We start from the raw sequence: 22,874 nt of genomic DNA on the forward strand, positions 1-22,874 counted from the left end.
ACTAAAGCGTTTAGCCATTTTTACATCTCCAAAGATTAAAATTAAACTATCTTTAGAGGGACCGATTGTCCAGTATCTTGGCTAGGATCAATTTGACGTTCATTACCTTGTAGAGCTAAATAAACTTTCGAAAAATTATCAGTTCTAATTTCTGTTATAGGAATACTTATATTATCTACAAAACTAAAGTGTGTTTTAGAAATAGAATCCTCTCCTCCCTTTTCCCAACTAATAAAAATCAGATTATTTGCTAATTTAGCTCTATGTTCATCATTTGACATCATTTCTGAGATAGAACATAAAATAGATCTTATATTTTCATCATTCATAGAATAACCAATGAATATAATTGGATGTTCTAAAAATATTGAGAGAAGCTTTGCTGCTAAATATCTATTCTTTTTATGAAAATCCTCATAATCATTTTTTGTTAAAACTAGTGATTTTGGATCTGTACAACATCCATGAATTTTATAAATTTCAGCTATTTTTTGAGGATTTGAAAACAGCAAATTTCCTTGACCTACATAAACTTTATAATTTTCTTCTTCAAAGAGATGCTCTAAAAGTAAATCCCAATTTGTCGTAATAATTCCATCAATAATCGTTTTCTTTGATGTAAGAATATTTAATTCATCTAGTAGTTCTTTCTTATGAATATCTAATGATTTTAGATAATTACAAATATCATATCTTAATGGAGAAGATATATGAGCATACCAATCCGGCTGACTAGATATTATGTGTGAATCAGATAGTGACCACCAATAATCAGAATATGGCTCTGCCATTTTTTCCTCTGCCAATGCTAGATCACCGTTACTTTCACTGATATAACGGATAAATCCTGAAGGTAAATTCGATCCAAATCGACTTAGTAAACCTTTCCAATCTTCTAAGCCTAGATAACGTCTTGAGAATCCTGAGCCTATAAAAAGAAATGGAGCTGTTGGACTTTCTTTAATTATTTCTTTTAAACTTTCCGTAATATCCAAAAAGGACCCCAAATTATAAAATATGTATTTAAATGATTATAGTAATGGTAGTTAGTTTATTTTTCCATCAGAACACCTCTATAGCCAAATTATGTTTAATTTTTATAAATGTTATTTATTTGTAAAATTGGTTTATTTCTCAATCATTTAAAACTTATTTATAAATTACTTAAATTTTATATGCGTATGATCAAGCCTCTTTTTTTCTATTTCCTTAAAAGGGTTTATATGAACATGCTTAAAACAATGATCGCAACTGCAATCGTAGCGACTTCTGCATCTGCAATGGCAACTGAAGCTCAAGTTGCGCCAGCAACTGTTGTAACTAAAACAACCCAAACTGTTGCCAAAGAAGCTGCTGCACCTGTACAAGCGAAAGTTGAAGCGACTCAAGCGACTGTTGCTGCAACTCAACAAGCGACTGAAACTAAAGCTGAAGCAGTAAAAACAGAAGCGACGACTCAATTAGAAACAGCTCAATCTACAGCAGAACAACACGTTGACGCTGCGAAAACTGAGGCAGTAGAAACCAAAGATACGGCTGCTGAAAAAGCAGAAGTAAAAGCCGAGAAAAAAGGCTGGTTCTCTTGGTTTAAAAAAGCAGCTTAAGATTTTTTAAGCATAAAAAAAGATGTCAGCCTGACATCTTTTTTTGTTTTGGATGATTTAATTTATTTTCAGAAATTAAAAGACTTAATCTTATTTAAACCTTTTGCGCCAACATGGTGGCAAAGTGCTGTTTAATCCGCTGGCCCTGCTCATCGACACGATACAGCTCACCGATATCTTCATTGTATTTCACAATATTCCAGCCCTGATAATATCTTCGCAACTCTCCCGGCTGAAAAGCAAATGGAAAATCGGCTTGTGCCGGAATATCTGGCGTATCCATGGCACAGACAATCAGGTTATAGCCACCCGGCACGGTCGCCTGCTGCATCTGTGCAATGAGCGGTGGAATGGTTTTCGCCTCAAGGAACATCATCACCACGGTACAGTAGATAAAGTCATATTGGCCTGCAATGCTGGTATCCGTGTTGAGGTCGCGGCGCTGTACCTGCACATGATTAATCTGCTCGGTCTGCACAATCTGTCTTAAGGTTTGCAAACTGTTTTCGTTGACATCCCAGGCATCGACATTAAAGCCGTTCTGGCTCAAATAAAGCACATTACGCCCTGTACCACAGCCGACATCCAGCGCACGACCACCTTTTAAATAGGGCATGGCGGCCAGCACTTCAGAATGGGTAGGATTTAACTGATATTTCTTGATGAAGTAATCCTCAGGCCGGCAGTAAAAACGCAGCTGGCATTCGATATTCTCACTGGCAGAAACAATTTTGTGCCAGGCCTCAGGCTCAATAAATGGCGGTTGCTGCTCTGGTGTAAACACATGCTCGGATTGCACTGCGCCAGATTCTTCCAGCATGGCAAAACGCAGCTCACCTTTTAATACTGTCAGTTTCGCCCAGGTACCCGCTTTGGTATTGTGCTGATTCTTGAAGCCCTGAGGAATACTCTGCTGAGTCCAGACTGGAAGTTCCTTATAACATTTCAACTGTTGCATAATTTTTTGCCCTCCATATCATCCATGCTCCGCCTGTCATTCTTTTGGCAGCGGTAATTAATTCAGCATAGCCTGTTCAAATCGGAATTGGAATCAGCGCCTGTTCGCGCTGTGCCGATGCAACAGCAAGATCAATACCAGTTTTCTATCAAAATAAAAAAGCTGCCTCTCTTGAGACAGCTCGGTTATCTATCAACGAGGAATATGACGATTCGATTAATGCAGCAGTTCCGACTTTAGCCAGTTGATGTATTTATCCTGATCCATAAAATCCGGTGCGCTCCCCAGATCCAGACTGAAATACTGCTGATTGAACTGAATCACAATCTGTTCGGTATAGTGCCAGTCCTCGATCAGCGTGAAATATTGATCCAAGAACAACCGGTTCTTGTCCCCGTTATTCATCCTTTGTAATTTTGGACATGTTTTATTTGCGACAAACTCACCGTACACCTGCTGAATATCAGCAAAAACCTGAATTGTTTGCATGACTCACCTGCTTAAATGTTATGTCGTGATCTGTGCGACCCTTTCAATTTAGCAAGCGAGTTTGAACAGCAGATGACAGTCCTATGGCAATCCTGTCATCTCAGTCAGGCTACAACTTGTTTTCAACCGCTTTCTGGTTAGCGCTCGCCACTCGTTCCGTCTGTTTATTCAGGTGCAGCATTTCTTTATACAGCGCATTAAACTCTTGCACGGCTTTATCGTCATAGAACATAAAGGTATTATTTTTCTTTTGCCATTTATGCTTTTTCAGTACTGCAAATAAGGCATCGGCCTTGGCCAGAGTCTGTTTTTCAATTTCAAAAATGACATGTGCATTACTATTTTGCTGACTGTCTTTCAGGGTCAGGCTCAGTTGCTGGCGATAACGGTTTTTAATATCCAGTTGCTGTGCCTTGTCGATCAGCTCGGCATCGCGCTGCTGGATTTTCTGCTGATAGCTGTTCACAATTTGATGGACTTGCTTGAGCATCGCTTCCGTTTCTTTATAGCCTTGTGCCTGATCCTTGGCCAAGCGGTCGATATTCAGAAAATTCTGCCAGTTGGCGGCTTTTAAGTCGCGTAGATACTGATTGCGTTCCTCGGCACTGTCGCGCAATTGCCCCAGCATAAATTCTGCCATGATGGCATAGTCACCATCCAGACGGTCATCCTCAAGTTCAATCTGAATTGGTTTAGACCAGTCCTGTGCCTGCTGCGCAATGCTCTCGGTTTTTTCTTCGAGCACGGTTTCATATTCGAGCAGCTCGGCCTGATGTTTTTGCTGAACCGAATTCTGATAAAACAGCCCAATAAAAATTGCCAGTGTCACAGCGGCTACAATCATAAAAACACGCGGCATGTATACGCTCCAGCTCTGTCAGTCAGATCTTGTTGATTTACATCCACTATGCTTATTTTTTAAACACAATTCAAGGCATTTGATTTTTCCAATAATATGTCTAGCTTAGACAGAAATTGCTCCTCTCACAAAGCTACCCTTTCCCAGAACACTATTTTGTCGATCTCATTGCATGTTAGCTTTGACAAGCTCGTTAAACAAAGTTATCTAGACCGACAGGCACACATTATGGGGAGTCAAACGGCAGGCTCAGATTCAGCCGGTTCGGATCGAATTGTTCCCGAACAATATTCACATTGGTGGCATCGCGGTTAATTCCAAAAGGTTGCAGCAATACATATACCCCATTTCTTGGGTCTGAAGACTGCAAGCCTTGTGCGATGGCCAATACATATTCACGGAACACTACAGGCAAGCTATCCAGATCAGGATCGGCAGGTGCACGCATCACATCTATATTCGCGACCACATCACCATCCACGCTATAGGCCTGAATTTCACGTTCAATTTTCATCAGGCGCATTTGCAGAGCCTTACGCTGGCTGTTCTGTTCCTGATAAGGCAACATTTTTTCAGTCACGGCGCGCAGTTCCGGTTCCGCCATGACAGTCAGAGTCGGCAAGACGACAGAATCAGCAGCAGGCGCAGCATGGCTTAATATCGGTAGGCTAAAAACAGTACAGGCCGTAAGAAAGCCGAGTTTAATTGGTGTTAGGAGATTCATCATTTTCACCCTCGTTTGGAAAAGGGAAAGCGTCAAAGCTAAATCTTACAAATAATGCCAGTGCCTATTGTTAAGTTTGATAAACGGTCAATGATGCATAAAAAGGCAGGAAACGTTGAAAAAGAAGAAATTGAAACAACTGAAAAATAGAAAAGAATGCTGATCTGGTTTTGGTGAAAACAAAAAAAATCCCCAAACCAAGTTTGAGGATTTTTTGTATATGGTGGCGAGACCCAGGATCGAACTGGGGACACACGGATTTTCAATCCGTTGCTCTACCTACTGAGCTATCACGCCGATGCGGTGTATTAAGCCGTATCTAGCCTCATTAGTCAATCAAAATTATGAAAAAAATATTTGAGTGGCTGATTTTTGGCCTAAAAAAAATCCCTGATGGGATCAGGGATTGAAAACTTTGAAATCGTTTTAAAATATGGTGGCGAGACCCAGGATCGAACTGGGGACACACGGATTTTCAATCCGTTGCTCTACCTACTGAGCTATCACGCCGATGTCGCGTATTAAACAGTTTCAGTTGTAAATCGTCAAGAGCAGAGAGAATAATTTTCTTCAAATGTTTACTTTTCCATCAACTCGCGTCAATTTGAGTCATAAATCGAACAGTGTTTACCAAAGACCTCAGCAATAAAACAGATTTAAGCGGTTATTTACATAAAAAAGCAGCCTAACGGCCGCTTATGGTTGATCGATTTTCAGATTTTTTCCAGATTGGCCAGACAACGATGAATGGCCCCACAGCCCGGCACAAAGTTTTTCACGCCTTTTTCTTCTTCCATCCGGCAAACCTCGCTCACCAGCCTTTCTGCCACACCACGACCGCGATTGGCCGGATGTACTACGATATTTTCCAGAATGCGGCTTTCACCCTGTCCGGTGCACCAGATTGCCCCAATAATTTTGCTATTAAATTCTGCGCTATAAACTGAGGTATACTGTGCAAGGTTTTGCTCTAGTTGTTCCATGGCATCTGCCCCGTCACTAAATTCAGGGCTCGTGTCATACAGTCGCTCAAGCTGGCTGCGCACTTCGTCATTTTCTAAAGAAGTATAAGCATGTACGGTGATAGGCATTGATAAACCCTCCTGAGCAATCTAATATGCGGTGACTTCGTCACGGCGAAAAATATTTTCTACATCAATCATTTTGACGTATTTGAGGAACGTGTCTATGACAGATCGTATCAGTGAAGTGGTAAGAAATACCAACGAAACCAAAATTCGAGTTCGTTTGAACCTCGACGGTACTGGTCAAGGCACCTTAAACACGGGTATTCCCTTTTTAGATCATATGATTGATCAAATCAAGCGTCATGGCCTGTTTGATATTGATATTCATTGTGATGGCGATCTGGAAATCGATGACCATCATACTGTGGAAGACTGCGGTATTACGCTGGGTCAGGCATTTGCACAGGCATTGGGCGATAAAAAAGGCCTGAAACGCTATGGTCATTTCTATGCGCCACTCGATGAGTCTTTAAGCCGTGTCGTGGTAGATCTGTCTGGCCGTCCGGGTCTGTTTATGGATATTCCATTTACCCGTGCCATGATCGGCCGTTTTGATGTGGATTTATTCTCTGAGTTTTTCCAGGGCTTTGTAAACCACTCCTTGATGACGGTACATATCGACAACCTGAAAGGCAAAAACAGCCATCACCAGATCGAAAGCGTATTTAAAGCATTCGCGCGTGCGCTGCGTATGGCCTGTGAAGTCGATCCACGTGCTGCCAATACGGTAGCTTCAACCAAAGGTACACTGTAATGACCCGTATTGCCCTTCTTGATTATGGCATGGGAAATTTGCACTCTGCGGCAAAAGCATTAGAACATGTCGGTGCCACGGTTGATGTGACCAATGATCCAAAACTGATTGCACAAGCAGACAAGATTGTTTTTCCGGGCGTAGGCGCGATGCGTGACTGTATGCAAGGCATGCACGAAGCCGGGATTGATGAAGTGGTACGCAATGCCGTATTTAACAAACCGGTATTGGCCATTTGTGTCGGCATGCAAGCCTTGATGCAGCATTCTGAAGAGAATGGTGGTACCGATGCACTGGGTATTTTCGAAGGTGCGGTTAAGCATTTCCCAGAAATGGCGGGCTTAAAAGTGCCGCATATGGGCTGGAACCAGGTGCATCAGGCTGATCCAGAGCATCCGATGTGGAACAATATCGAACAGGACGCGCGTTTCTACTTTGTGCACAGTTACTATGTAGAACCACAAGATTCAGAATTGGTGGCAGCTACTTGTACCTATGGCATTGAGTTCTGCACAGCGATTCATAAAGAAAACCTGTTTGCGACCCAGTTCCATCCGGAAAAGAGCCATACCGCCGGTTTACAGTTATTGAAAAACTTTGTGGATTGGAAAATCTGATTTTCCTTTCGCCTAAAAAGCTCGCAAATTGCGGGCTTTTTTATTGATTTTTTTTTACACTTTTCATTTATAAAAAATCCCTTTATCACAGACTTACTTATAAAAAATCTAATGAAAACAAAGGAAAAATAATGAGTAATACAATTCAGGATTCGGGGTGGAATGCATCAGGACGTTTTGGGCGACGTTCGTATATCGCATGGAATATGCTGCTGGGTTTTTGCTTTATGATCATCGGGATCATTGCTGCTTTCATTTTACCTGGAATGAGTCCAGAGACTTTAGATGGTAAAATGTCCATGCCTTTAATGGTGCTGTTGGTTTTGATCTACGGCGTTGCGATTTATTTTAGCGTGATTTTTTTAATTCGTCGTTTACATGACCGTAATCATAATGGCTGGCTTTCTTTACTGATTTTTGTGCCGGTCGTAAACCTTGTCTTTACACTTTACCTGTTATTGGCACCCGGTCACAACGAAAGTAATGAATATGGCCCTCCACGCACGACACGTGGCTGGGAAACGCTTTTGGTGGTGCTGTATCTGGTACTCGCGGTTATTTTGGCCGCCTTTGCTGTCCCTGCTTATCAGAATTATGTTGAACGTGCTCAACAGGCGCAGATGGAACAGAGTAGCTATCACACTGATTAAACCTATTTAAATTCTGCATAAAGCCCATTCTGCATGGGCTTTATTTTTGCCTAGAACAGGAAAAGTGATTAAGCTGAACGCATTCATTTCATGATTGAAGCTTATGCAACAGCTGCTGGATACTTTACCAAGCAAGGAACAAATTCAGACCTTTCCTGTATTTAAAAATCTTCCGATGCAACAGATTCAGGTGATTAATCGTCTGGAACAGTGTCATGCCCTTGCACAGGAGCTAAAAAGCCATGCAGTCCTGGGTTTCGATTCTGAATCCAAACCGACCTTTAAAGTTGGTGAGGTTTCTACCGGGCCACATCTGATTCAGCTGGCCACTTTAGATAAAGCCTATTTATTTCAAATGAATGATTCGATCTGGGATTTTCTTAAACCGATCTTTGCCAGTCGCGAGCAGATCAAGGTCGGTTTTGGCCTGAAAAATGATGCGCACCTGTTCCGTAAAAAAGGCATTGAACTGAATAGTGTGATTGAACTGTCCAAATGTTTTAAAGCTTTTGGTTTAAACAATCCGGTCGGATTAAAAAATGCCATGGCTTTGCTATTTCAAGTAAATTTTCCTAAATCCAAACGGATTAGTACCTCGAACTGGGCCAGCAAGAAGCTAAGCCCGGCACAAATTGATTATGCAGCAGCAGATGCCTATGCGCCCGTGCTGGTATTTGAAGAATTGTTGCGGCGGGGTCTCTTACCCAAAGAGATTCCCAATACTTAATCAAGAATCCGTCCTTCATCGACGGCTTAAGTGCTTGCATGGCCTGCTGGTACTGGCAACTTGATGTACGCATGAAAGCTGTGATGAACGCGGTCGATGAGAGAGCTGTGACTTTAGTAGATCTTACAGCTTCGATTATCGACCAGCTCAGTACACGACCCGTTGTGGAAAATCTGATCTCCATTCAAGAGATGGATCATTAAAACCATTAAAATAAATTACCTCACTGCTACCTATCTATAGATAGGTTTTCTTTATTCATACCGTTTAAGAGTTAGAAATTTCGACTTTATTTGCTAAGATGAATACACTCAAATTCATTCTAAAGATTAAGCAAGGAGCGAAAGCATGCTGATCATCCCTGCAATTGACCTGAAAGATGGCAAATGTGTCCGTTTAAAACAAGGTCGTATGGAAGACGATACCGTATTTTCAGACGATCCGGTCGCAACAGCACAGCATTGGGTAAATGAAGGCGCTCGCCGCTTGCATCTCGTAGATTTAAACGGTGCTTTCGCAGGTACGCCAATCCATAAGCCAGTGGTTGAAGCCATTGTCCGATCTCAACCTGATTTGCCGATCCAAATTGGTGGTGGTATCCGTTCTCTGGAAACCATTGAGCATTATCTGCAAGCCGGTGTTTCTTTTGTGATCATTGGCACCAAAGCAGTTCAGGATCCTGAATTTGTTGAAGAAGCATGTCGAAAATTTGCTGGTCATATTATTGTTGGGATTGATGCCATGAATGGCATGGTAGCAACAGATGGCTGGGCCAATGTGACTGATGTCAAGGCTACTGACCTGGCGAAACGTTTTGCCGATGCGGGCGTGTCAAGCATTGTCTACACGGATATCGCGCGTGATGGCATGATGCAGGGTGTGAATATTGAGCAAACCGTGAATCTGGCGCAATACTCAGGTTTGCCTGTGATTGCTTCAGGCGGCGTGACCAATCTGGATGACGTGCGTAACCTGAAAGACCAACCGGGTATTTTAGGTGCAATTACCGGCCGTGCGATTTACGAAGGTACATTAAGCTTGCGTGAAGCACAGTTATTGCTAGATGAGCAACAGGCGCTATAATTAAGTCTGCTGTAAAAGAGGTCTTCGGACCTCTTTTTTATTTTTTTAATTTTCTGATCTCCTGGCATGTCTACACTTATTTCCAAAAATCACTCCGGCTGGATGGTGAAAGCGCCGCAACTCGCCTTGATCCTGATCACCATTATCTGGGGTGGCAGTTTTACTACCGTGCAATACGGGCTGAACTTTAGCAGTCCGATTATGTTTGTCGGCCTGCGTTTTGCTGCAGCAGCGCTTGCCGTCACCCTGATTTCCCTAAAGTCGCTAAAAGGCATGAACCTGAAAGAGGTGTTCGCTGGCGCGGTAATTGGGATCATGATCGCCATCGGCTACGGCACCCAAACTGTGGGTTTGCAGACCATCAGCAGCAGTGAGTCGGCTTTTTTAACGGCCTTGTATGTTCCGCTGGTTCCGATCCTGCTCTGGCTCATGTTCCGTAAAAAACCGCATGTCATGACCTGGATCGGAGCGCTGTTTGCCTTTATCGGTCTGGTGTTTTTGACAGGAAATGGTTTTGCTGCGATTCAGCTCAGTTTCGGGCAAACCCTGACTTTGCTCGGTTCGATTGCGATTGCACTGGAGATTATTTTTATCAGCCATTTTGTCGAGCAGGTGAATGTACGCCGGGTCACCGTGCTGCAACTGATTTTTGCGTCCCTGTTCTGCTTTATGATCGCACCTGTTTTAGGTGAATCTCAGCTACCTGAATTCCACTGGCATCTGGCAGGGATTTTAGTCGGTTTGGGCATTGCCAGTGCCTTGATTCAACTGGTGATGAACTGGGCGCAGCGCATGGTCGACCCATCACAGGCAGCGATTATCTATGCCGGCGAACCGGTATGGGCAGCCCTGTTTGGCCGTCTGGCCGGAGAACGTTTACCGTCACTGGCTTTATTAGGCGGATTGCTGGTGGTACTGGGCGTGATTGCCAGTGAATAGAAACCGAAGTTTTTAAGAAAACAACCAACAGAAGAATTAAAGCAAGATCTTTCTTAATTCCGCTAAATCCCCCTGAAAAAGAGGGATTTTTTTCTCTAGGGAAATACGGCTAAAATTATTTGCTATACATCGGTCTATTGTCATTTAAGCGCATGATGCCGCGAATCGCCCGATACACAATCCAGATCCAGGCCAAAACCACCACCACTAAACAGAACGCGGATGCACCAAATGCGACCCCTGCAAACAGGTTAGGATCTTCACCGGTAAAGAACAAAAAGAAAAATGGAATAAAGGCGACGATATTCCAGAACAGATACCACCAGAAACTGCGGATCTGCCAGGTAAAATGGCTTTCAAAGATGGAACCGCGCACATCGTGCCGTTTCACATAGTTAATGATCAACGCCACAAGAGCCAGCAGGCCAGCACTAAAAATGGCCACAATATATAAAATGTACAGTGCAAAAGTCAGTGTGCGGTTTGAATCTTTATCAATGGAATAGTTCACGTCCCCTCCTAGTACTTCCCCCTAGATATTTAAACTATTCAATGGGGAAATTAGCCATATAATCAAAATGATGTTAAAGACTATGGTACAAAAATATATCTGCCGGAAAGGTTGTTTTTGTGTTTTATGCCGTAATTTCTGCTGTGCCAGCCATGCTGCTGGCCAGCCGCCCAAGAAAGCCACCAGATGCAGAGTATTTTCCGGAATACGACGGTTGCCCAACTGGGCTGCTTCTTTGTCTTGGGCATAAAGCCAGTAGCTGAGCGCATTCATCAGGCTGACCAGCAACAACACCAGTCCACTCAGTAAACCACCCAAGGTCAAAGCCACCAGTAAAAGAATATAGGCCACACAGGCAATCTGCATCGGCTGTAATTTCTGTGTCTGCTGTGGCTTGGAGGGTTTGAATTTTGCTTGCAGACTTTTGGCTTGTACTGCTTTCAGGTACATCACTTGTTGCGCGCGATAACGTCCGCGTTCATCCAGAATCACCAGATAATCCAGCACACAGCCCACGATTGGACGTGGGCCAGGCTTGGCAAAGTCCTTGATATGCAGAAATACGCGATCTTTGGCTGGGTCACTAGGCTGGATAAAACCATAACCCTGATCATCAAACCATTCCACTAAGCGTCCCTGATCGCGCATATTCCCTATCCCTGTTGATTTGATTGTTTAAGCGGTGACGAATTTTAAGCGTTCAATCAGCATATTACGCATTTCATCCGGATTTTTTTGCAAAATATCTTCGCCGGTACGGCCTAATGCTGCATTACGCTGAGCCACCTGCAGACGCATCATCCAGAACCGTCCTGCTGCCATAGCCAGATACAATTCCAGGCAAGCGCGTTCATCACTGGTTAAAGAACGAATCGTTTCATAGGCATTTAAAAAGGCAATCGCTTTTTCTTCGTTTAAGATTACGTCAGGATATTCGGTACAGAAGTCATTTAACGTAATGGCGATATCAAACAACCACTCATCTTTATTCAGCTCATAAAAATCCAGAATGCCATTCAGCTGATCGCCATCAAATAAGGTATTATCCCGGAACAGATCCGAATGAATGAAACCACGTGGACGATCCGGATATACCGCCGTCAACGCCTCATATAAACCTAATAATTTACCGAGCAAGACTTTATCTGCCGGACTTAAACTTGGTTTAATCTCTTGAGAAACGGCCAGCCAATAGGCATGATCACGCACAAAATTACGTTCTAATTTAAAGTCTTTGAGTGCCACATGCATTTTCGCCTGAGCCACTGCAATCGCTTCAACCTGCGCGACGGTAGATGGCATCGGATGTTCACCCATCAGGCGTGGTGCAATCTGTGCCGGTTTATCTTTAATACTGTGAATGGCTTTGCCTGAATGGGATAAAGGCACTGGAACGGCCAACCCGGCGTGACCCAGATGTTCTAAAACAGGAACCAGCTCACCTGCTGCCTGTTCATCCATATCTTCAAATACGGTCAGCACATATTGCTGGTCTTCGCAGACTAAAAAGTAGTTGGTATTTTGAATACCGCCTTGAATCGGAATCAGATCAATCACCTTTAAACCATAAGGCGCCGCAAAATCCTGAACTTCCTTTAAAGTCAAAGTGGTATAAACCGACATAGAAAACCTGCGAAAAAACTTACATAATTTTGCTAGAATACCGTTTCCATCTGCCAAGGTGTAGCGCTTGCGTGGGTGAGTTTCATAATCGGCTGTAATAATTGGAAAAATTTATGCTAGCTAAACGTATTATTCCTTGTCTGGACGTGGATAACGGCCGCGTGGTCAAGGGTGTCCAGTTCCTTGATATTCGTGATGCGGGTGACCCGGTCGAAGTGGCGCGCCGTTATAATGAACAAGGTGCCGATGAAATTACTTTCCTTGATATTACCGCTACACATCATGGACGCGATACCACTTATCGTACAGTAGAACGCATGGCCGAATCGGTTTTTGTACCCCTGACTGTCGGTGGCGGTGTACGTAAAGTCGAAGATATCCGTCTATTACTCAATGCCGGTGCAGACAAAGTCAGCATCAACTCGGCTGCGATTTATAATCCCGAGTTTGTGCAGGAAGCGTCTCAACGCTTTGGCGCACAGTGTATCGTTGTTGCAATTGATGCCAAAAAAACTGGCGACCACAAATGGGAAATTTTCACCCACGGTGGCCGTAAAGAAACCGGGATTGATGCGATTGAATGGGCTGTGAAAATGGCTGACTTCGGCGCAGGTGAATTACTGATTACTTCGATGGATGCCGATGGCACCAAAGCCGGTTACGACATTGCCCTGATGCGTGCCATCAATGACCGCGTCACGGTACCGACGATTGCTTCTGGTGGTGTGGGTAATTTACAGCATTTGGCGGACGGCATTATCCATGGTGGTGCTGATGCAGTACTGGCAGCTTCAATTTTCCATTTTGGCCAGCACACCATTCCGGAAGCCAAAGCCTATATGGCAGCCCAAGGCATTGAAATGCGCCTCTAAGCCGTTTTAGATGATGATTTGATTAAAGAGTGTTTTTATAAACACTCTTTTTTTATACCTTAAATAAAACAACACAGCAAATACGGGACAAAAAAAGGAGTCTTTCGACTCCTTATAAAACCAAGATAAGACTACAGCACTTGGTATTCAAAATAACTCATTACACCCAGAAACATTATCAGTATGAGGCTTTGCTCACCGACAGGAGCAAATATAAGTGAAATCCGCAGGACAATATTGACAATACAATCGTATTTTATTGACAAATCACGACAAAGCCCTGTTTTACTCCATAACCTGCGTATTTAACTGCTTCATTACCGTATTTTTTGTCATTTTAGAGGAAGTATCGGCCGATTTAACCGGAAAATATTGTTCTGCCCAGCGGTTGAGTTTTTTCGAGATCGGTGCAGGCAAGCTCAGACCTAAAGGATTCTGTTCCTGCAAATCTGCCGAGGAAATCACACGGGTACCGAGCAGATAATCAAACCAGGGCTTGGTGACGCACCAGTTGGCATCCTGATTACTATTCATATGATGATCATAATGCCAGGGCAATTTCTTTTTGGCCCATTCCGGCTCCAGATGAGCCCGGCGATGTAAATAATAATAGTTGCCTGCACCATATAAGGCAGCCAGTGACATACCTTTGGAAAAAGGATAAAAACTGAGTCCAAAAACGGTCGCGACGACTGCCAATGAGGCAATTTCATTGCGGGTACGCCAGTTGTCCAGTCCTTCTACATAGCCGAAATCGGAAAATTCCGTTTTTCGCACAATCCGGTGATGCTCCCAGTGTGAGCGCATACTCTCGGGTACCGGACTATAACGGCTCTGTCCCGGCCGGTGAACACCATGCAATACATATTTATGTGCAAACCATTCAAATCCATTTGCGACGACAAGTCCTGCCAGAAAACCTTTCCACATAATCTTTTACCTCTTGGTCTATTTTTAATATAGGCTAAATAAAAGACTAGATATTGACCAAAATATTCAATATGATTGACAAAATACGACAAAATAAAAGAATTAAAAATGCTGGTTCTAAAAAACTACGTAGGTTCAGTATACGGTGGTTTAGGACATTTACTTTTGGACTATTATCAGTTGAAACAGCTTGAAGTCCCTGAGAAATTATTGGCCATTCAAAATCTGGAACGCTTTGATTTCGCCTTGTGGCGTGATCTGTTAACAACACTTGATCAACAGCTGCAACGACCGGCTTTAGGCTTGGAAATCGCCCAACTGGTTGAAGCTAAACACCTCGGTATTATTGGCTATCTGGCCCTCTCAAGTGAGACCCTGGGTGAAGCCTTTATGCGCTATCATGATTATCATCGTCTGATTTATGATGGCGGCCCACTTCAGCTGCAATGGCAAGGCGATTATCTGTCGATTGGCTGGGTTGAAGTTCCCTTTCATCTGAATACCCAACTGACCGATGAAATCGCGATTGCGCTAATGACGGAATTCGTAAAAGCCAATGTTCAGAACCCGCACGGGGTTCAGTTATATGAAGTGCATTTCCAGCATGCAATGCCTAAAAATATTGCACTTTATGAGCAATATTTCGGCTGTAAAGTCCGCTTTTCTCAAGCCAAAAATCAGGTATTGATGCATGTCAGTGAACTGTCCAGACCGCTGAAACAGGGCGACCAGAGCTTGCAGAAACTGCTGATGCAACAGGCCAAAGCATTGCTAGAAAAATTTCCGCACTCCACTCTCATTGATCAGCAACTGCAACAGGCAATTCTGATTGGCCTGCAAAAAAACCTGTTTCAGATCGAGCATATTGCCGAGCAGATGAATTTTTCCGTGCGTCAGTTACAACGCCATTTGCAGAAACAGGGCAAAACCTATCAGCAATGTATGCAGGAAATCCGCTGCATGATGGCGATGCAATATCTGAAAGATCCGCACTTGAGTTTGCAGGAAACTGCCATGTTACTCGGTTATTCTGAACAGAGTGCGTTTCAGCGTGCCTTTAAGCAATGGACTCAACTGACGCCGCAGCAGTGGCGCCAACAGAATATGCCAGCCGCTTAAACCACAAGCATGTTGGTTTGATAGATGGGCTTCAAGCAGCGTTGATAATTTAAATCCATTACCCCTATGACCTAATAATAAATATAAAAATAAGAATTTAAAATATGGATAAATATCTTGCCGAATTGCTCGGCACGTTCTGGCTAGTGTTGGGAGATATTGGGGGAGCAAAAAAATTAGGCTTTTCAATAAAAGCCATGATTTCTAGATTCTGTTTTTCTGCATGTTTCACATGGCACATGCAGATCATCGCGCTTAAAAACGCTTATAAAAATGGATTTTCAATTTCATCCAGGTCATCACGCTGAATTTTTTCTGGCAAGTCCGGCGTGTTTTCCAGTTGTTTTACCACATCATTCAAAAAAGCCTGCAAGGCTTTGGCCACTTTCAGTCCCTGATGATCCTTGGTGATTTGCAAGTTGCCATACAGGCTGACGCAGTCCAGATCATTTTCCAAAGTCAGATCATGAATGGCATGGGATTCGCTGCCATTTTCAAATGCTTTAAACATATCCTCTTCACCTGTCTTTGTTATTTTCAATGAACGTCTGATGTCGATGCTACCCGAATCCCGGTTTTTTCAGCAAGCTTATTTCAACAGCTGCAAAATATATTGCAACAAGGCATCAATCAGCTGTTTCACAATGGCATCTTGCGTTGCATTGTCTATCGCGCCGCCAGTCGCAGAGGAGGCCGAACTGCTTGAACCGGAAGACTTAAACTCGCGTTGTAATGCCTGCAGGTTTTCTTCAGAAACATCTTCGGCACACTGGCTTTCTGCATCCCAATTAGAATATTCGATTTTCTGGTTGGCTTTTACTGCATTTCCAGTCAGTGGCAGCTTATAGGTATTGCGTTTCTGTTCTTCGGTGAGCTGCGGGAACAGATTAATTCCAAGCTGTTCTTCCAGATAGCAGACACTAACAATACGCACTTTGAGCGAATTGTCATTCGGTGCATAGTAAGCACCAATAGCACCGGTTTTCGGCATATAAACTGCCTTATAGACCGCAGTTGGCACAATCACGCCATTGCCAATGGTTTTCAGCTTCTTCCCGGCAAAGATCGGCCCGGTCACCACATAGACATCCTGTTTCTGCTTGGTCACAATGGCACGGGTGGCCTCTTCCAGCTCACGCCAGACTTGCTGATTATTCTTGGGCGCTTGCGGCACCATATTGGCCAATGAAAAACTGTCAGACTGCGCGGCCTTGTTAGGCATATCCGCATTCGGCGCCATATGACCGCGGTCATAACCTGAACCACGATAATCCGCCAATGTGGCACGATGCTTCGCACTGACCCGATCTTCTTCATGAAAATTATCTTCACGGGGAATTTTCTGGCTTAAGCGTGCTGGCGTTAAGGCTTCTGCAACCCAAAGTGGCGTTTTAGATACCCCGGAATAACCGACATTAAAGCCATTAAAACACAGCGAATAGCTGTCTTTTTTCAGGCTGTCTTTCATCAAATATGGCGGTACATCACGATAAAACTGGTTCAGACAGGCAGAATCACTGGAAGAGGATAGTGACACCCACTGACTGATTTTTTCCTGACCAAAAGCGATGGCGAAGCTGCTCGAAGCCACCACGCCCAGAATGACTTTAATACTATTATCATTTAAAAACTGAAAAAAAGAGTTCTTGGGTTTACGCTGCTTCTTGGCCATTCTTACACGTACTTTTTAGATCAATACAGATTTTGACCGAGCTTAACAAGCTGTATAAGTGAAGTATATCTTGGCTCTACCATTCGTTTACTAAATAAACAATAAGTATCCAAAATCCCGGGCAGTTGTAACAAACTGTCTAATTTTATTTCTTTTTAAATGAGGTTTCTCGGTGTTTGCGTAGCTTTGTTTGGCCCAGTGGATTGAGTATGTAAAGCTAACGGCCTATCTCAATTCGTAAAATTATTAGCAATGGTGTCAATCATGAATTCCAAACTCTCTAAAGCATTAGGTTTAGGATTATTCACAAGTGTGATGAGCGTAGCGGCATTTGCCGAGCCACCAGTTCAACCAGGTGAAACACTTGAAAGCTTGTCTAAAGCTAAAATTAGTACCAAGGTGAATGGTCAGGAAGCCTCTTTAGAAAGCTTGGTGAACTCTGGTCAGATTCGTCTGGTCGATCCGCGTGCAGCAGCACCGCAACCAGCCATGCCAAACACACAGGCACCAATGCCCAATGATCCAGCAATGACTCAGGCACCAAATTCAGGTACTGTTTCTCCTCAACCACCTGTCACAGAACCAGGTATGAATGAAGCAGAGGTGCCGGCCAATCTGGTTGAACCAGCCACTGAATCAGAAGTAGAAGCCAGCACGTCTATGACGACGCCTCAACAACAACCAACACTGGAAGAACAACAAGCAGCTGTACCAGCAATGTCTGAAGAGCAACAGCAAGCAGCTATTGCTTCAGAACAACCGATGCCTGAAGCACAGCAACAAGCGGCTGTGACTGAAGCAGATGTGAGCAATGAACAAACTGAAATTGCAGCTCAATCTGATGCAGAGCCAGTACTGATGGAAGAACCTTTGAATGCTGCACCTGAAGTGCCGGCTGCGGTAGAACTCGAACAATAATCTGAAACTCATTTATTTATTGTTTCTCTCATAAAAAAACCAGAGTGTGCCTCTGGTTTTTTTTTATGCTTTTTATTTTATTTACATCTGAATCTGGGTGCCCAGCTCGACCACACGGTTGGGTGGAATTTGATAGAAATCACTGACCGGACTGGTATTGCGCTGCATAGAAATAAACAGCTTTTCCCGCCACGGTGCCATGCCCTCACCCACAGTATGCATAATCCGTTCACGTGAAATAAAGAAACTGATCTGCATCAGGTCATATTCAAAATCCCATTGCTCATAGGCCTGTTGTAAAGCTTCCGGAATATTCGGCTGATCCTTAAAACCATAATAGATAAACACCCGGTAAAAATGCTCACTCAGTTTTTCCAGTTCAATCCGGTCCTGCCTGTCAACAAAAGGAATATCCCGGGTAATCACCGTCAACATGATATTGCGTTCATGCAAGACCTTATTGTGCTTAATATTATGCAACATGGCATGCGGAACAATATTTGGTGTACCGGTCAGGAAAATGGCATCGCCTGGCACAAACTTGGTGCCTTCCCCCATCGAAATACTTTTAATAAACAGATCAATCGGCAAGGCATCCTGTTCCAGCCGGTTCAGTACCAACGCACGCCCGTCTTTCCAGGTCATGAGAATCGTAAACAGTACCGCACCAATCAGAATTGGCACCCAGCCACCCGAAGCGATTTTCAAGGACGTTGAGGCCACAAAGACTAAATCCAGTGCCAGGAATGGTACAGCAAATAACGCTACTTTCCAGACCGGCCAACGCCAGAAGCCATAGGCCAGAATCGAGATCAAAATGGTGCCGCAGAGCATGGTCATGGTCACCGCAACGCCATAAGCACTGGCCAGATTGGCACTATTTTCAAACAGTAAAATCAGGATCAGCACCGAGATAAACAACATCCAGTTAATGAAAGGCAGATAAATCTGGCCACGCTCCAATGCAGAGGTATGCTTGACTGACAGGCGCGGCAAATAACGCAATTGAATGGCTTGATTGACCATAGAAAATACCCCAGTAATGACCGCCTGTGAGGCAATCACCGCCGCTGCAGTCGCCAGTCCAATCATCGGAAATAAGGCCCAGTCGGGCAGCAGCATATAAAAAGGATTCGCCAGTGCTTCAGGACTACGCAGTAACAAGGCGCCTTGCCCGGCATAATTCAGCAATAAACATGGCAAGACAATAATGAACCAGGCCAGACGAATCGGCAGACGGCCAAAATGCCCCATATCGGCATAAATCGCTTCACCCCCAGTCATGGTCAGAATCACCGCCCCCATGGTCAGAAAAGCCACATAGGGCTGATCGACCACAAAATGATAGGCCCAGTAGGGATTCACCATCCACAGTACAAACGGGGTCTGGATGATGCTCCACAAACCAAAACCGCCAATCGACAAAAACCAGAGCATGGTTAAAGGTCCAAAAAACTTGCCCATCGTGGCTGTGCCGTGTCGCTGTACCATAAACAGTCCGGCCAAAATCCCGATGGATAAAGGCACCAGCCACTGATTGAAAATGGGCGTGGCAATACTCAGGCCTTCAATGGCTGAGAGCACGGAGATTGCCGGGGTAATAATCCCGTCACCGAAAAATAGCGATGCGCCGACAAAACCCAAAGCGATCAGGAATATTTTCTTTTGATCAGAGATTCGTGTGGTACGCAGGTTTAATGCCAGTAGTGACATGATCCCGCCTTCGCCGTTGTTATCGGCACGCATGATCACCATGACGTATTTAAAGCTGATGGTAAGCATCATGCACCAGAAAATCAGGGACAGGATGCCGAGTACAGAAGCTTCGCTAATGGCGAGGTGTGCGGTGAGGAAGCATTGGCGCAGTGCATAGAGCGGACTGGTACCAATATCTCCGAAAACGACCCCAAGCGCAGCCAGTGTAATCACTGGGAGAGCTGCCTTTTGTGCAGTGCTTTGCATATATTGTCTTCGTTTTTTAACAAGCATTTTTGCGAATCATAGCACCGCATTAAAAGTTTTTCTGCAAATCAATTGTTTCAGCTTGGCACAGCTGGTTTTTTTCGCTATTATCCTCGGCCTATGGTGAGGTGTCCGAGTGGCTGAAGGAGCACGCCTGGAAAGTGTGTAAACGTTTATAGCGTTTCGAGGGTTCGAATCCCTCTCTCACCGCCAAATTCGACTTTTACGGTAGTTTACCGTAGTGCAAAAGGCTTGATCCTAAAGGGGTTAAGCCTTTTTTTATGCCCGATGCACTACGATGGATAACGGTAGTATACCGACAACTTTGTCGGTATATTTGTCGGTATAAATCCAAATCAGCTAATTTTTGACCGAAAACTCTCCAAAAGTGCTGATTTTATACCGACAACTAGGAGAAATCAGAATGGCAAAACAGTCTAATAAACTGACTGCTAAAGAGGTTAGAAACCTTAGCTTTGATGTGGATGGCGCAAAGAAGCAGAGACACCCGGACGGCGGTGGACTGTATTTATTGATTGATGAAACAGAAGCGAAATACTGGCGAATGGATTACCGTCGACCAGTAACTCAAAAATATAACACCCTGGCAATCGGCACCTACCCAATGGTTAGCCTTGAGCAAGCAAGATCCAAACGTGATGAATTTAAGAAGATGCTGTCAGATGGCATCGATCCGGCTGAGCAACGTAATAATAAGAAACGTGAGCGGCGTCAAACCTTAGAGAATACCTTCAGTAAATTCGCAGCAGAATGGCTAGAGATCCGTAGACATGAGGGAAAGGTAGACCACGAAACAATTCGTAAACTGGATAAAGATATATTACCGTTTATTGGAAAGTTACCGGTTGCAGAGTTGACCACTGAACAGCTGGAACGTGATGTGACTGATGCACTCGTTGAACGAGGTGCACTTGAATCAGCAAGACGTATTAAGTCCATTATAAACATGGTACTCAAGCTTCCATTGAAGCGAAGAATCATTACCTATAACCCTGCTCCAGACATCATTCTTCCCCAGCCGACTAAAGGCAATCATAACGCTGTGACGGATGAAAAAGAGTTGGCAGATCTATTGCGTAAAACATGGCGTTTAACCAAAGACTTTCCTCGTACGAGAATTAGAACTGAGTTAGCAATAAAGCTATCAGCATATATCTACCAGCGCCCTGGGGAAGTCAGAACCCTACTTTGGGAATCGGTAGACTTTGAAAATAGATGCCTGTCCTTTGCAGCAAGTAAAACCAATCAAGACCACATCGTACCGTTATCAATTCAAGCGTATGACATTCTCAAAGAACTTGAAGAATTACGGACCACTTCAAAATACGTTTTTCCAAGTGTCAAAACTTCATCTGAATGCATGAGTACAGACACCCTTACCCAGGTATTAAAACGATTGGGTTTTAAAGGGAAACATACAGCTCATGGATTCCGGGCAACGGCGCGAACATTACTGGATGAAGAAATCGAATATAGAACCGATATTGTAGAGCACCAGCTTGCTCACAAGGTTAAAGACCCTAATGGCACAGCTTATAACCGAACCAAATTTTTACGCCGTCGACGCGAAATGATGCAGCTCTGGGCAGATTATCTCGACACACTTCGTCAAGGTGGGGATGTGTCTAAGTTCAAGCCAAACAACGATAGTGAAAATTTAATTCACTTTAAACCTAATACCAAGATGGCATAGCTCTGCTGCGTTTTCTAAAAGGATAAATGGTCATGAGTAATATTAAAGATATTAAAAATCCAGCTCCTTTCTATACATTGAAAGATGCAGCAAAAGAGTTAAACCGAGCCTTGGAAGTTGATTACTATGATGCCAAGAAGCTATTAAATATGGCGTTGGTATATGACTTACAACTCTACATTTTTGTAAGAGGCTGGGAAGGTTACGCGGCTTGGGGCGCAGAAATGTCAGAAGCCTGGGAAGAGTATGCAGATGTAGATAAACATGAGGGGTATACACAGCTGCATTTCGATATGGATGCCACATTAGAGGCCATTATTACGGCAAGACTTAATTTAGCTTTACGTGACGGATGTCTGCTTGAGGTAAAGCGAGAACTAATTAACGAATTAATTTTAAGAAAAAATATTGTTGCCGATGGCAGCTTAGGTATCTTTTTCAGCAATATTCTAGATATCCAAGATTCTTTTACAAGAAATCCGAAGAACCTTTTTTTAGAAGCCTTTAAGCCGCCTCTTGCCCCTGAGTTGATAGGAGAGCTTGGTAAATGCACCCTTTCTGCAAATGTTATTGCTTCCGTAGAAAACATCCATATTGCTTGGATTGAGCTCTGGGAGGAAAACACTCTGTTCAGTCATAATACTGTCACGCCAACTCCTGTGATCGAAAGTAAAATTGAAAAGGAAGGACGGCCAGCTATACTCCAAGCCATATCTAGAACAGATCTTCTAATAACCCATTATCAACTATCCAGAATTATTGAAGGCTCTTTAATTCAAAAAGGTACCCCCGTTGAAACTCGTGAAACTTTGATCAAGAAAATGGATTTAAAGCCTCGTGGAATAAGCCCAGCCAGAGAACGAGCTAAATTAGCAGCAAAAACTCTAGCTAATTATCTATGGAGTCAAGATAGGGATAATAAAATTAAAATTAAAGAAATGGCTATTACAGTTTATGCAGAGCTTAGCCAGACCGAACACCGTATTGAATTGCCTGATCAGGCCATATCATTAAAAGACTGGATTAAAGAAGTGGCTCCTCCTTATTCTAGAGAGCCTGGAAGGACCAAAGAAAAATATATATCAAGTGAAACTTAATATAGATCAAGTGGAACTTTCCAT

26 protein-coding genes and 3 tRNA genes are annotated in these 22,874 nt (G+C 43.6%); 14 read left to right on the forward strand and 15 right to left on the reverse strand.

The annotated features are described in order from the left end of the window. Positions 1-41: 41 nt before the first annotated feature. Positions 42-995: an SIR2 family protein gene (locus NI464_RS11235; protein ID WP_253138470.1), complete on the reverse strand. Its 954-nt coding sequence runs from the start codon at positions 993-995 to the stop codon at positions 42-44. A 228-nt stretch (positions 996-1,223) separates the two neighbouring features. Here NI464_RS11235 and NI464_RS11240 point away from each other — a divergent pair, with 228 nt between their 5' ends. Beyond that, on the forward strand, positions 1,224-1,604 hold the full coding sequence (locus NI464_RS11240; protein ID WP_114540973.1) for a hypothetical protein: 381 nt from the start codon (positions 1,224-1,226) through the stop codon (positions 1,602-1,604). A gap of 94 nt (positions 1,605-1,698) precedes the next feature. On the opposite strand, the gene tehB is transcribed toward NI464_RS11240, so the two are convergent. From tehB to NI464_RS11275, 7 genes are all read right to left on the reverse strand, one after another. Next, positions 1,699-2,562, reverse strand: a complete 864-nt coding sequence (gene tehB / locus NI464_RS11245; protein ID WP_253138472.1) for an SAM-dependent methyltransferase TehB — start codon at positions 2,560-2,562, stop codon at positions 1,699-1,701. Between the two features lie 216 nt (positions 2,563-2,778). Beyond that, positions 2,779-3,051, reverse strand: a complete 273-nt coding sequence (locus NI464_RS11250; protein ID WP_004278649.1) for a hypothetical protein — start codon at positions 3,049-3,051, stop codon at positions 2,779-2,781. 109 nt (positions 3,052-3,160) lie between these two features. After that, the gene (locus tag NI464_RS11255) at positions 3,161-3,910 is read right to left on the reverse strand and encodes a hypothetical protein (RefSeq protein ID WP_253138474.1); all 750 of its coding nucleotides are present in this window, start codon (positions 3,908-3,910) and stop codon (positions 3,161-3,163) included. A gap of 226 nt (positions 3,911-4,136) precedes the next feature. Then, the gene (locus NI464_RS11260; protein WP_253138476.1) at positions 4,137-4,634 is read right to left on the reverse strand and encodes a hypothetical protein; all 498 of its coding nucleotides are present in this window, start codon (positions 4,632-4,634) and stop codon (positions 4,137-4,139) included. 221 nt (positions 4,635-4,855) lie between these two features. Beyond that, positions 4,856-4,931 (reverse strand) — tRNA-Phe (locus NI464_RS11265). A 137-nt stretch (positions 4,932-5,068) separates the two neighbouring features. Beyond that, positions 5,069-5,144: transfer RNA gene (locus NI464_RS11270), tRNA-Phe, on the reverse strand. A 203-nt stretch (positions 5,145-5,347) separates the two neighbouring features. After that, the gene (locus NI464_RS11275) at positions 5,348-5,725 is read right to left on the reverse strand and encodes a GNAT family N-acetyltransferase (RefSeq protein ID WP_004278652.1); all 378 of its coding nucleotides are present in this window, start codon (positions 5,723-5,725) and stop codon (positions 5,348-5,350) included. Positions 5,726-5,822: 97 nt separating this feature from the next. Between NI464_RS11275 and hisB the strand changes: the two genes are divergently transcribed. The 7 genes from hisB (at position 5,823) to NI464_RS11310 (ending at position 10,432) form a co-directional block, all read left to right on the forward strand. Beyond that, the gene (gene hisB / locus NI464_RS11280) at positions 5,823-6,416 is read left to right on the forward strand and encodes an imidazoleglycerol-phosphate dehydratase HisB (protein WP_004729244.1); all 594 of its coding nucleotides are present in this window, start codon (positions 5,823-5,825) and stop codon (positions 6,414-6,416) included. Further along, a complete protein-coding gene (gene hisH / locus NI464_RS11285; protein ID WP_253138485.1) occupies positions 6,416-7,033 on the forward strand; it encodes an imidazole glycerol phosphate synthase subunit HisH in 618 nt (205 codons plus the stop codon). Before hisB ends, hisH begins: the two co-directional genes overlap by 1 nt. A 131-nt stretch (positions 7,034-7,164) precedes the next feature. Continuing rightward, entirely contained in the window at positions 7,165-7,683 is a 519-nt protein-coding gene (locus NI464_RS11290; protein ID WP_180181446.1) for a DUF805 domain-containing protein, read from the forward strand. 103 nt (positions 7,684-7,786) lie between these two features. Next, positions 7,787-8,410, forward strand: coding sequence for a 3'-5' exonuclease (locus NI464_RS11295; protein ID WP_253138487.1), 624 nt, complete (start codon positions 7,787-7,789; stop codon positions 8,408-8,410). A gap of 38 nt (positions 8,411-8,448) precedes the next feature. Next, entirely contained in the window at positions 8,449-8,613 is a 165-nt protein-coding gene (locus tag NI464_RS11300) for a hypothetical protein (RefSeq protein WP_253138489.1), read from the forward strand. Between the two features lie 145 nt (positions 8,614-8,758). Then, positions 8,759-9,493 (forward strand): 1-(5-phosphoribosyl)-5-[(5-phosphoribosylamino)methylideneamino]imidazole-4-carboxamide isomerase, encoded by a 735-nt coding sequence (gene hisA, locus NI464_RS11305; protein WP_004278658.1) that lies wholly within the window; start codon positions 8,759-8,761, stop codon positions 9,491-9,493. 66 nt (positions 9,494-9,559) lie between these two features. Then, positions 9,560-10,432, forward strand: a complete 873-nt coding sequence (locus NI464_RS11310; RefSeq protein WP_253138491.1) for a DMT family transporter — start codon at positions 9,560-9,562, stop codon at positions 10,430-10,432. 115 nt (positions 10,433-10,547) lie between these two features. On the opposite strand, the gene NI464_RS11315 is transcribed toward NI464_RS11310, so the two are convergent. From NI464_RS11315 to NI464_RS11325, 3 genes are read right to left on the reverse strand one after another with little or no spacing between them, the layout of a single operon-like run. Beyond that, positions 10,548-10,943 carry a DUF4870 family protein gene (locus NI464_RS11315; RefSeq protein ID WP_004278660.1) on the reverse strand — a complete coding sequence of 132 codons (396 nt, stop codon included), beginning with the start codon at positions 10,941-10,943 and terminating at the stop codon, positions 10,548-10,550. A 21-nt stretch (positions 10,944-10,964) separates the two neighbouring features. Next, on the reverse strand, positions 10,965-11,591 hold the full coding sequence (locus NI464_RS11320; RefSeq protein WP_253138493.1) for a DUF1294 domain-containing protein: 627 nt from the start codon (positions 11,589-11,591) through the stop codon (positions 10,965-10,967). Between the two features lie 27 nt (positions 11,592-11,618). Continuing rightward, positions 11,619-12,566 carry a homoserine kinase gene (locus NI464_RS11325; protein WP_004647285.1) on the reverse strand — a complete coding sequence of 316 codons (948 nt, stop codon included), beginning with the start codon at positions 12,564-12,566 and terminating at the stop codon, positions 11,619-11,621. A 113-nt stretch (positions 12,567-12,679) separates the two neighbouring features. Between NI464_RS11325 and hisF the strand changes: the two genes are divergently transcribed. Continuing rightward, positions 12,680-13,438, forward strand: a complete 759-nt coding sequence (hisF, locus tag NI464_RS11330) for an imidazole glycerol phosphate synthase subunit HisF (RefSeq protein WP_004647284.1) — start codon at positions 12,680-12,682, stop codon at positions 13,436-13,438. Positions 13,439-13,723: 285 nt separating this feature from the next. Here hisF and NI464_RS11335 read toward each other — a convergent pair whose 3' ends face one another. Next, a complete protein-coding gene (locus NI464_RS11335; protein ID WP_253138495.1) occupies positions 13,724-14,368 on the reverse strand; it encodes a sterol desaturase family protein in 645 nt (214 codons plus the stop codon). A 108-nt stretch (positions 14,369-14,476) separates the two neighbouring features. Here NI464_RS11335 and NI464_RS11340 point away from each other — a divergent pair, with 108 nt between their 5' ends. Then, positions 14,477-15,487, forward strand: a complete 1,011-nt coding sequence (locus NI464_RS11340) for an AraC family transcriptional regulator (RefSeq protein WP_253138497.1) — start codon at positions 14,477-14,479, stop codon at positions 15,485-15,487. A 265-nt stretch (positions 15,488-15,752) separates the two neighbouring features. Here NI464_RS11340 and NI464_RS11345 read toward each other — a convergent pair whose 3' ends face one another. Further along, entirely contained in the window at positions 15,753-15,998 is a 246-nt protein-coding gene (locus NI464_RS11345; RefSeq protein WP_180039139.1) for a hypothetical protein, read from the reverse strand. Positions 15,999-16,076: 78 nt separating this feature from the next. Continuing rightward, a complete protein-coding gene (locus NI464_RS11350) occupies positions 16,077-17,159 on the reverse strand; it encodes a DNA/RNA non-specific endonuclease (RefSeq protein WP_180039138.1) in 1,083 nt (360 codons plus the stop codon). A gap of 264 nt (positions 17,160-17,423) precedes the next feature. Between NI464_RS11350 and NI464_RS11355 the strand changes: the two genes are divergently transcribed. After that, complete coding sequence (locus NI464_RS11355; protein WP_253138499.1) at positions 17,424-18,077, forward strand: hypothetical protein; 654 nt, start codon at positions 17,424-17,426, stop codon at positions 18,075-18,077. Positions 18,078-18,158: 81 nt separating this feature from the next. On the opposite strand, the gene NI464_RS11360 is transcribed toward NI464_RS11355, so the two are convergent. Continuing rightward, positions 18,159-20,039, reverse strand: coding sequence for a potassium transporter Kup (locus tag NI464_RS11360; RefSeq protein WP_005105382.1), 1,881 nt, complete (start codon positions 20,037-20,039; stop codon positions 18,159-18,161). A gap of 122 nt (positions 20,040-20,161) precedes the next feature. On the opposite strand from NI464_RS11360, the gene NI464_RS11365 reads away from it, so the two are divergent. From NI464_RS11365 to NI464_RS11375, 3 genes are all read left to right on the forward strand, one after another. Next, positions 20,162-20,252 (forward strand) — tRNA-Ser (locus NI464_RS11365). A 211-nt stretch (positions 20,253-20,463) separates the two neighbouring features. Next, the gene (locus NI464_RS11370) at positions 20,464-21,753 is read left to right on the forward strand and encodes a tyrosine-type recombinase/integrase (protein WP_004964713.1); all 1,290 of its coding nucleotides are present in this window, start codon (positions 20,464-20,466) and stop codon (positions 21,751-21,753) included. 32 nt (positions 21,754-21,785) lie between these two features. Beyond that, a complete protein-coding gene (locus NI464_RS11375) occupies positions 21,786-22,850 on the forward strand; it encodes a hypothetical protein (RefSeq protein ID WP_253138501.1) in 1,065 nt (354 codons plus the stop codon). Positions 22,851-22,874: the final 24 nt, after the last annotated feature.

It is taken from the genome of Acinetobacter lwoffii (assembly GCF_024129685.1).
In the GTDB taxonomy this organism is placed as follows: Bacteria; Pseudomonadota; Gammaproteobacteria; order Pseudomonadales; family Moraxellaceae; genus Acinetobacter; species Acinetobacter lwoffii_X.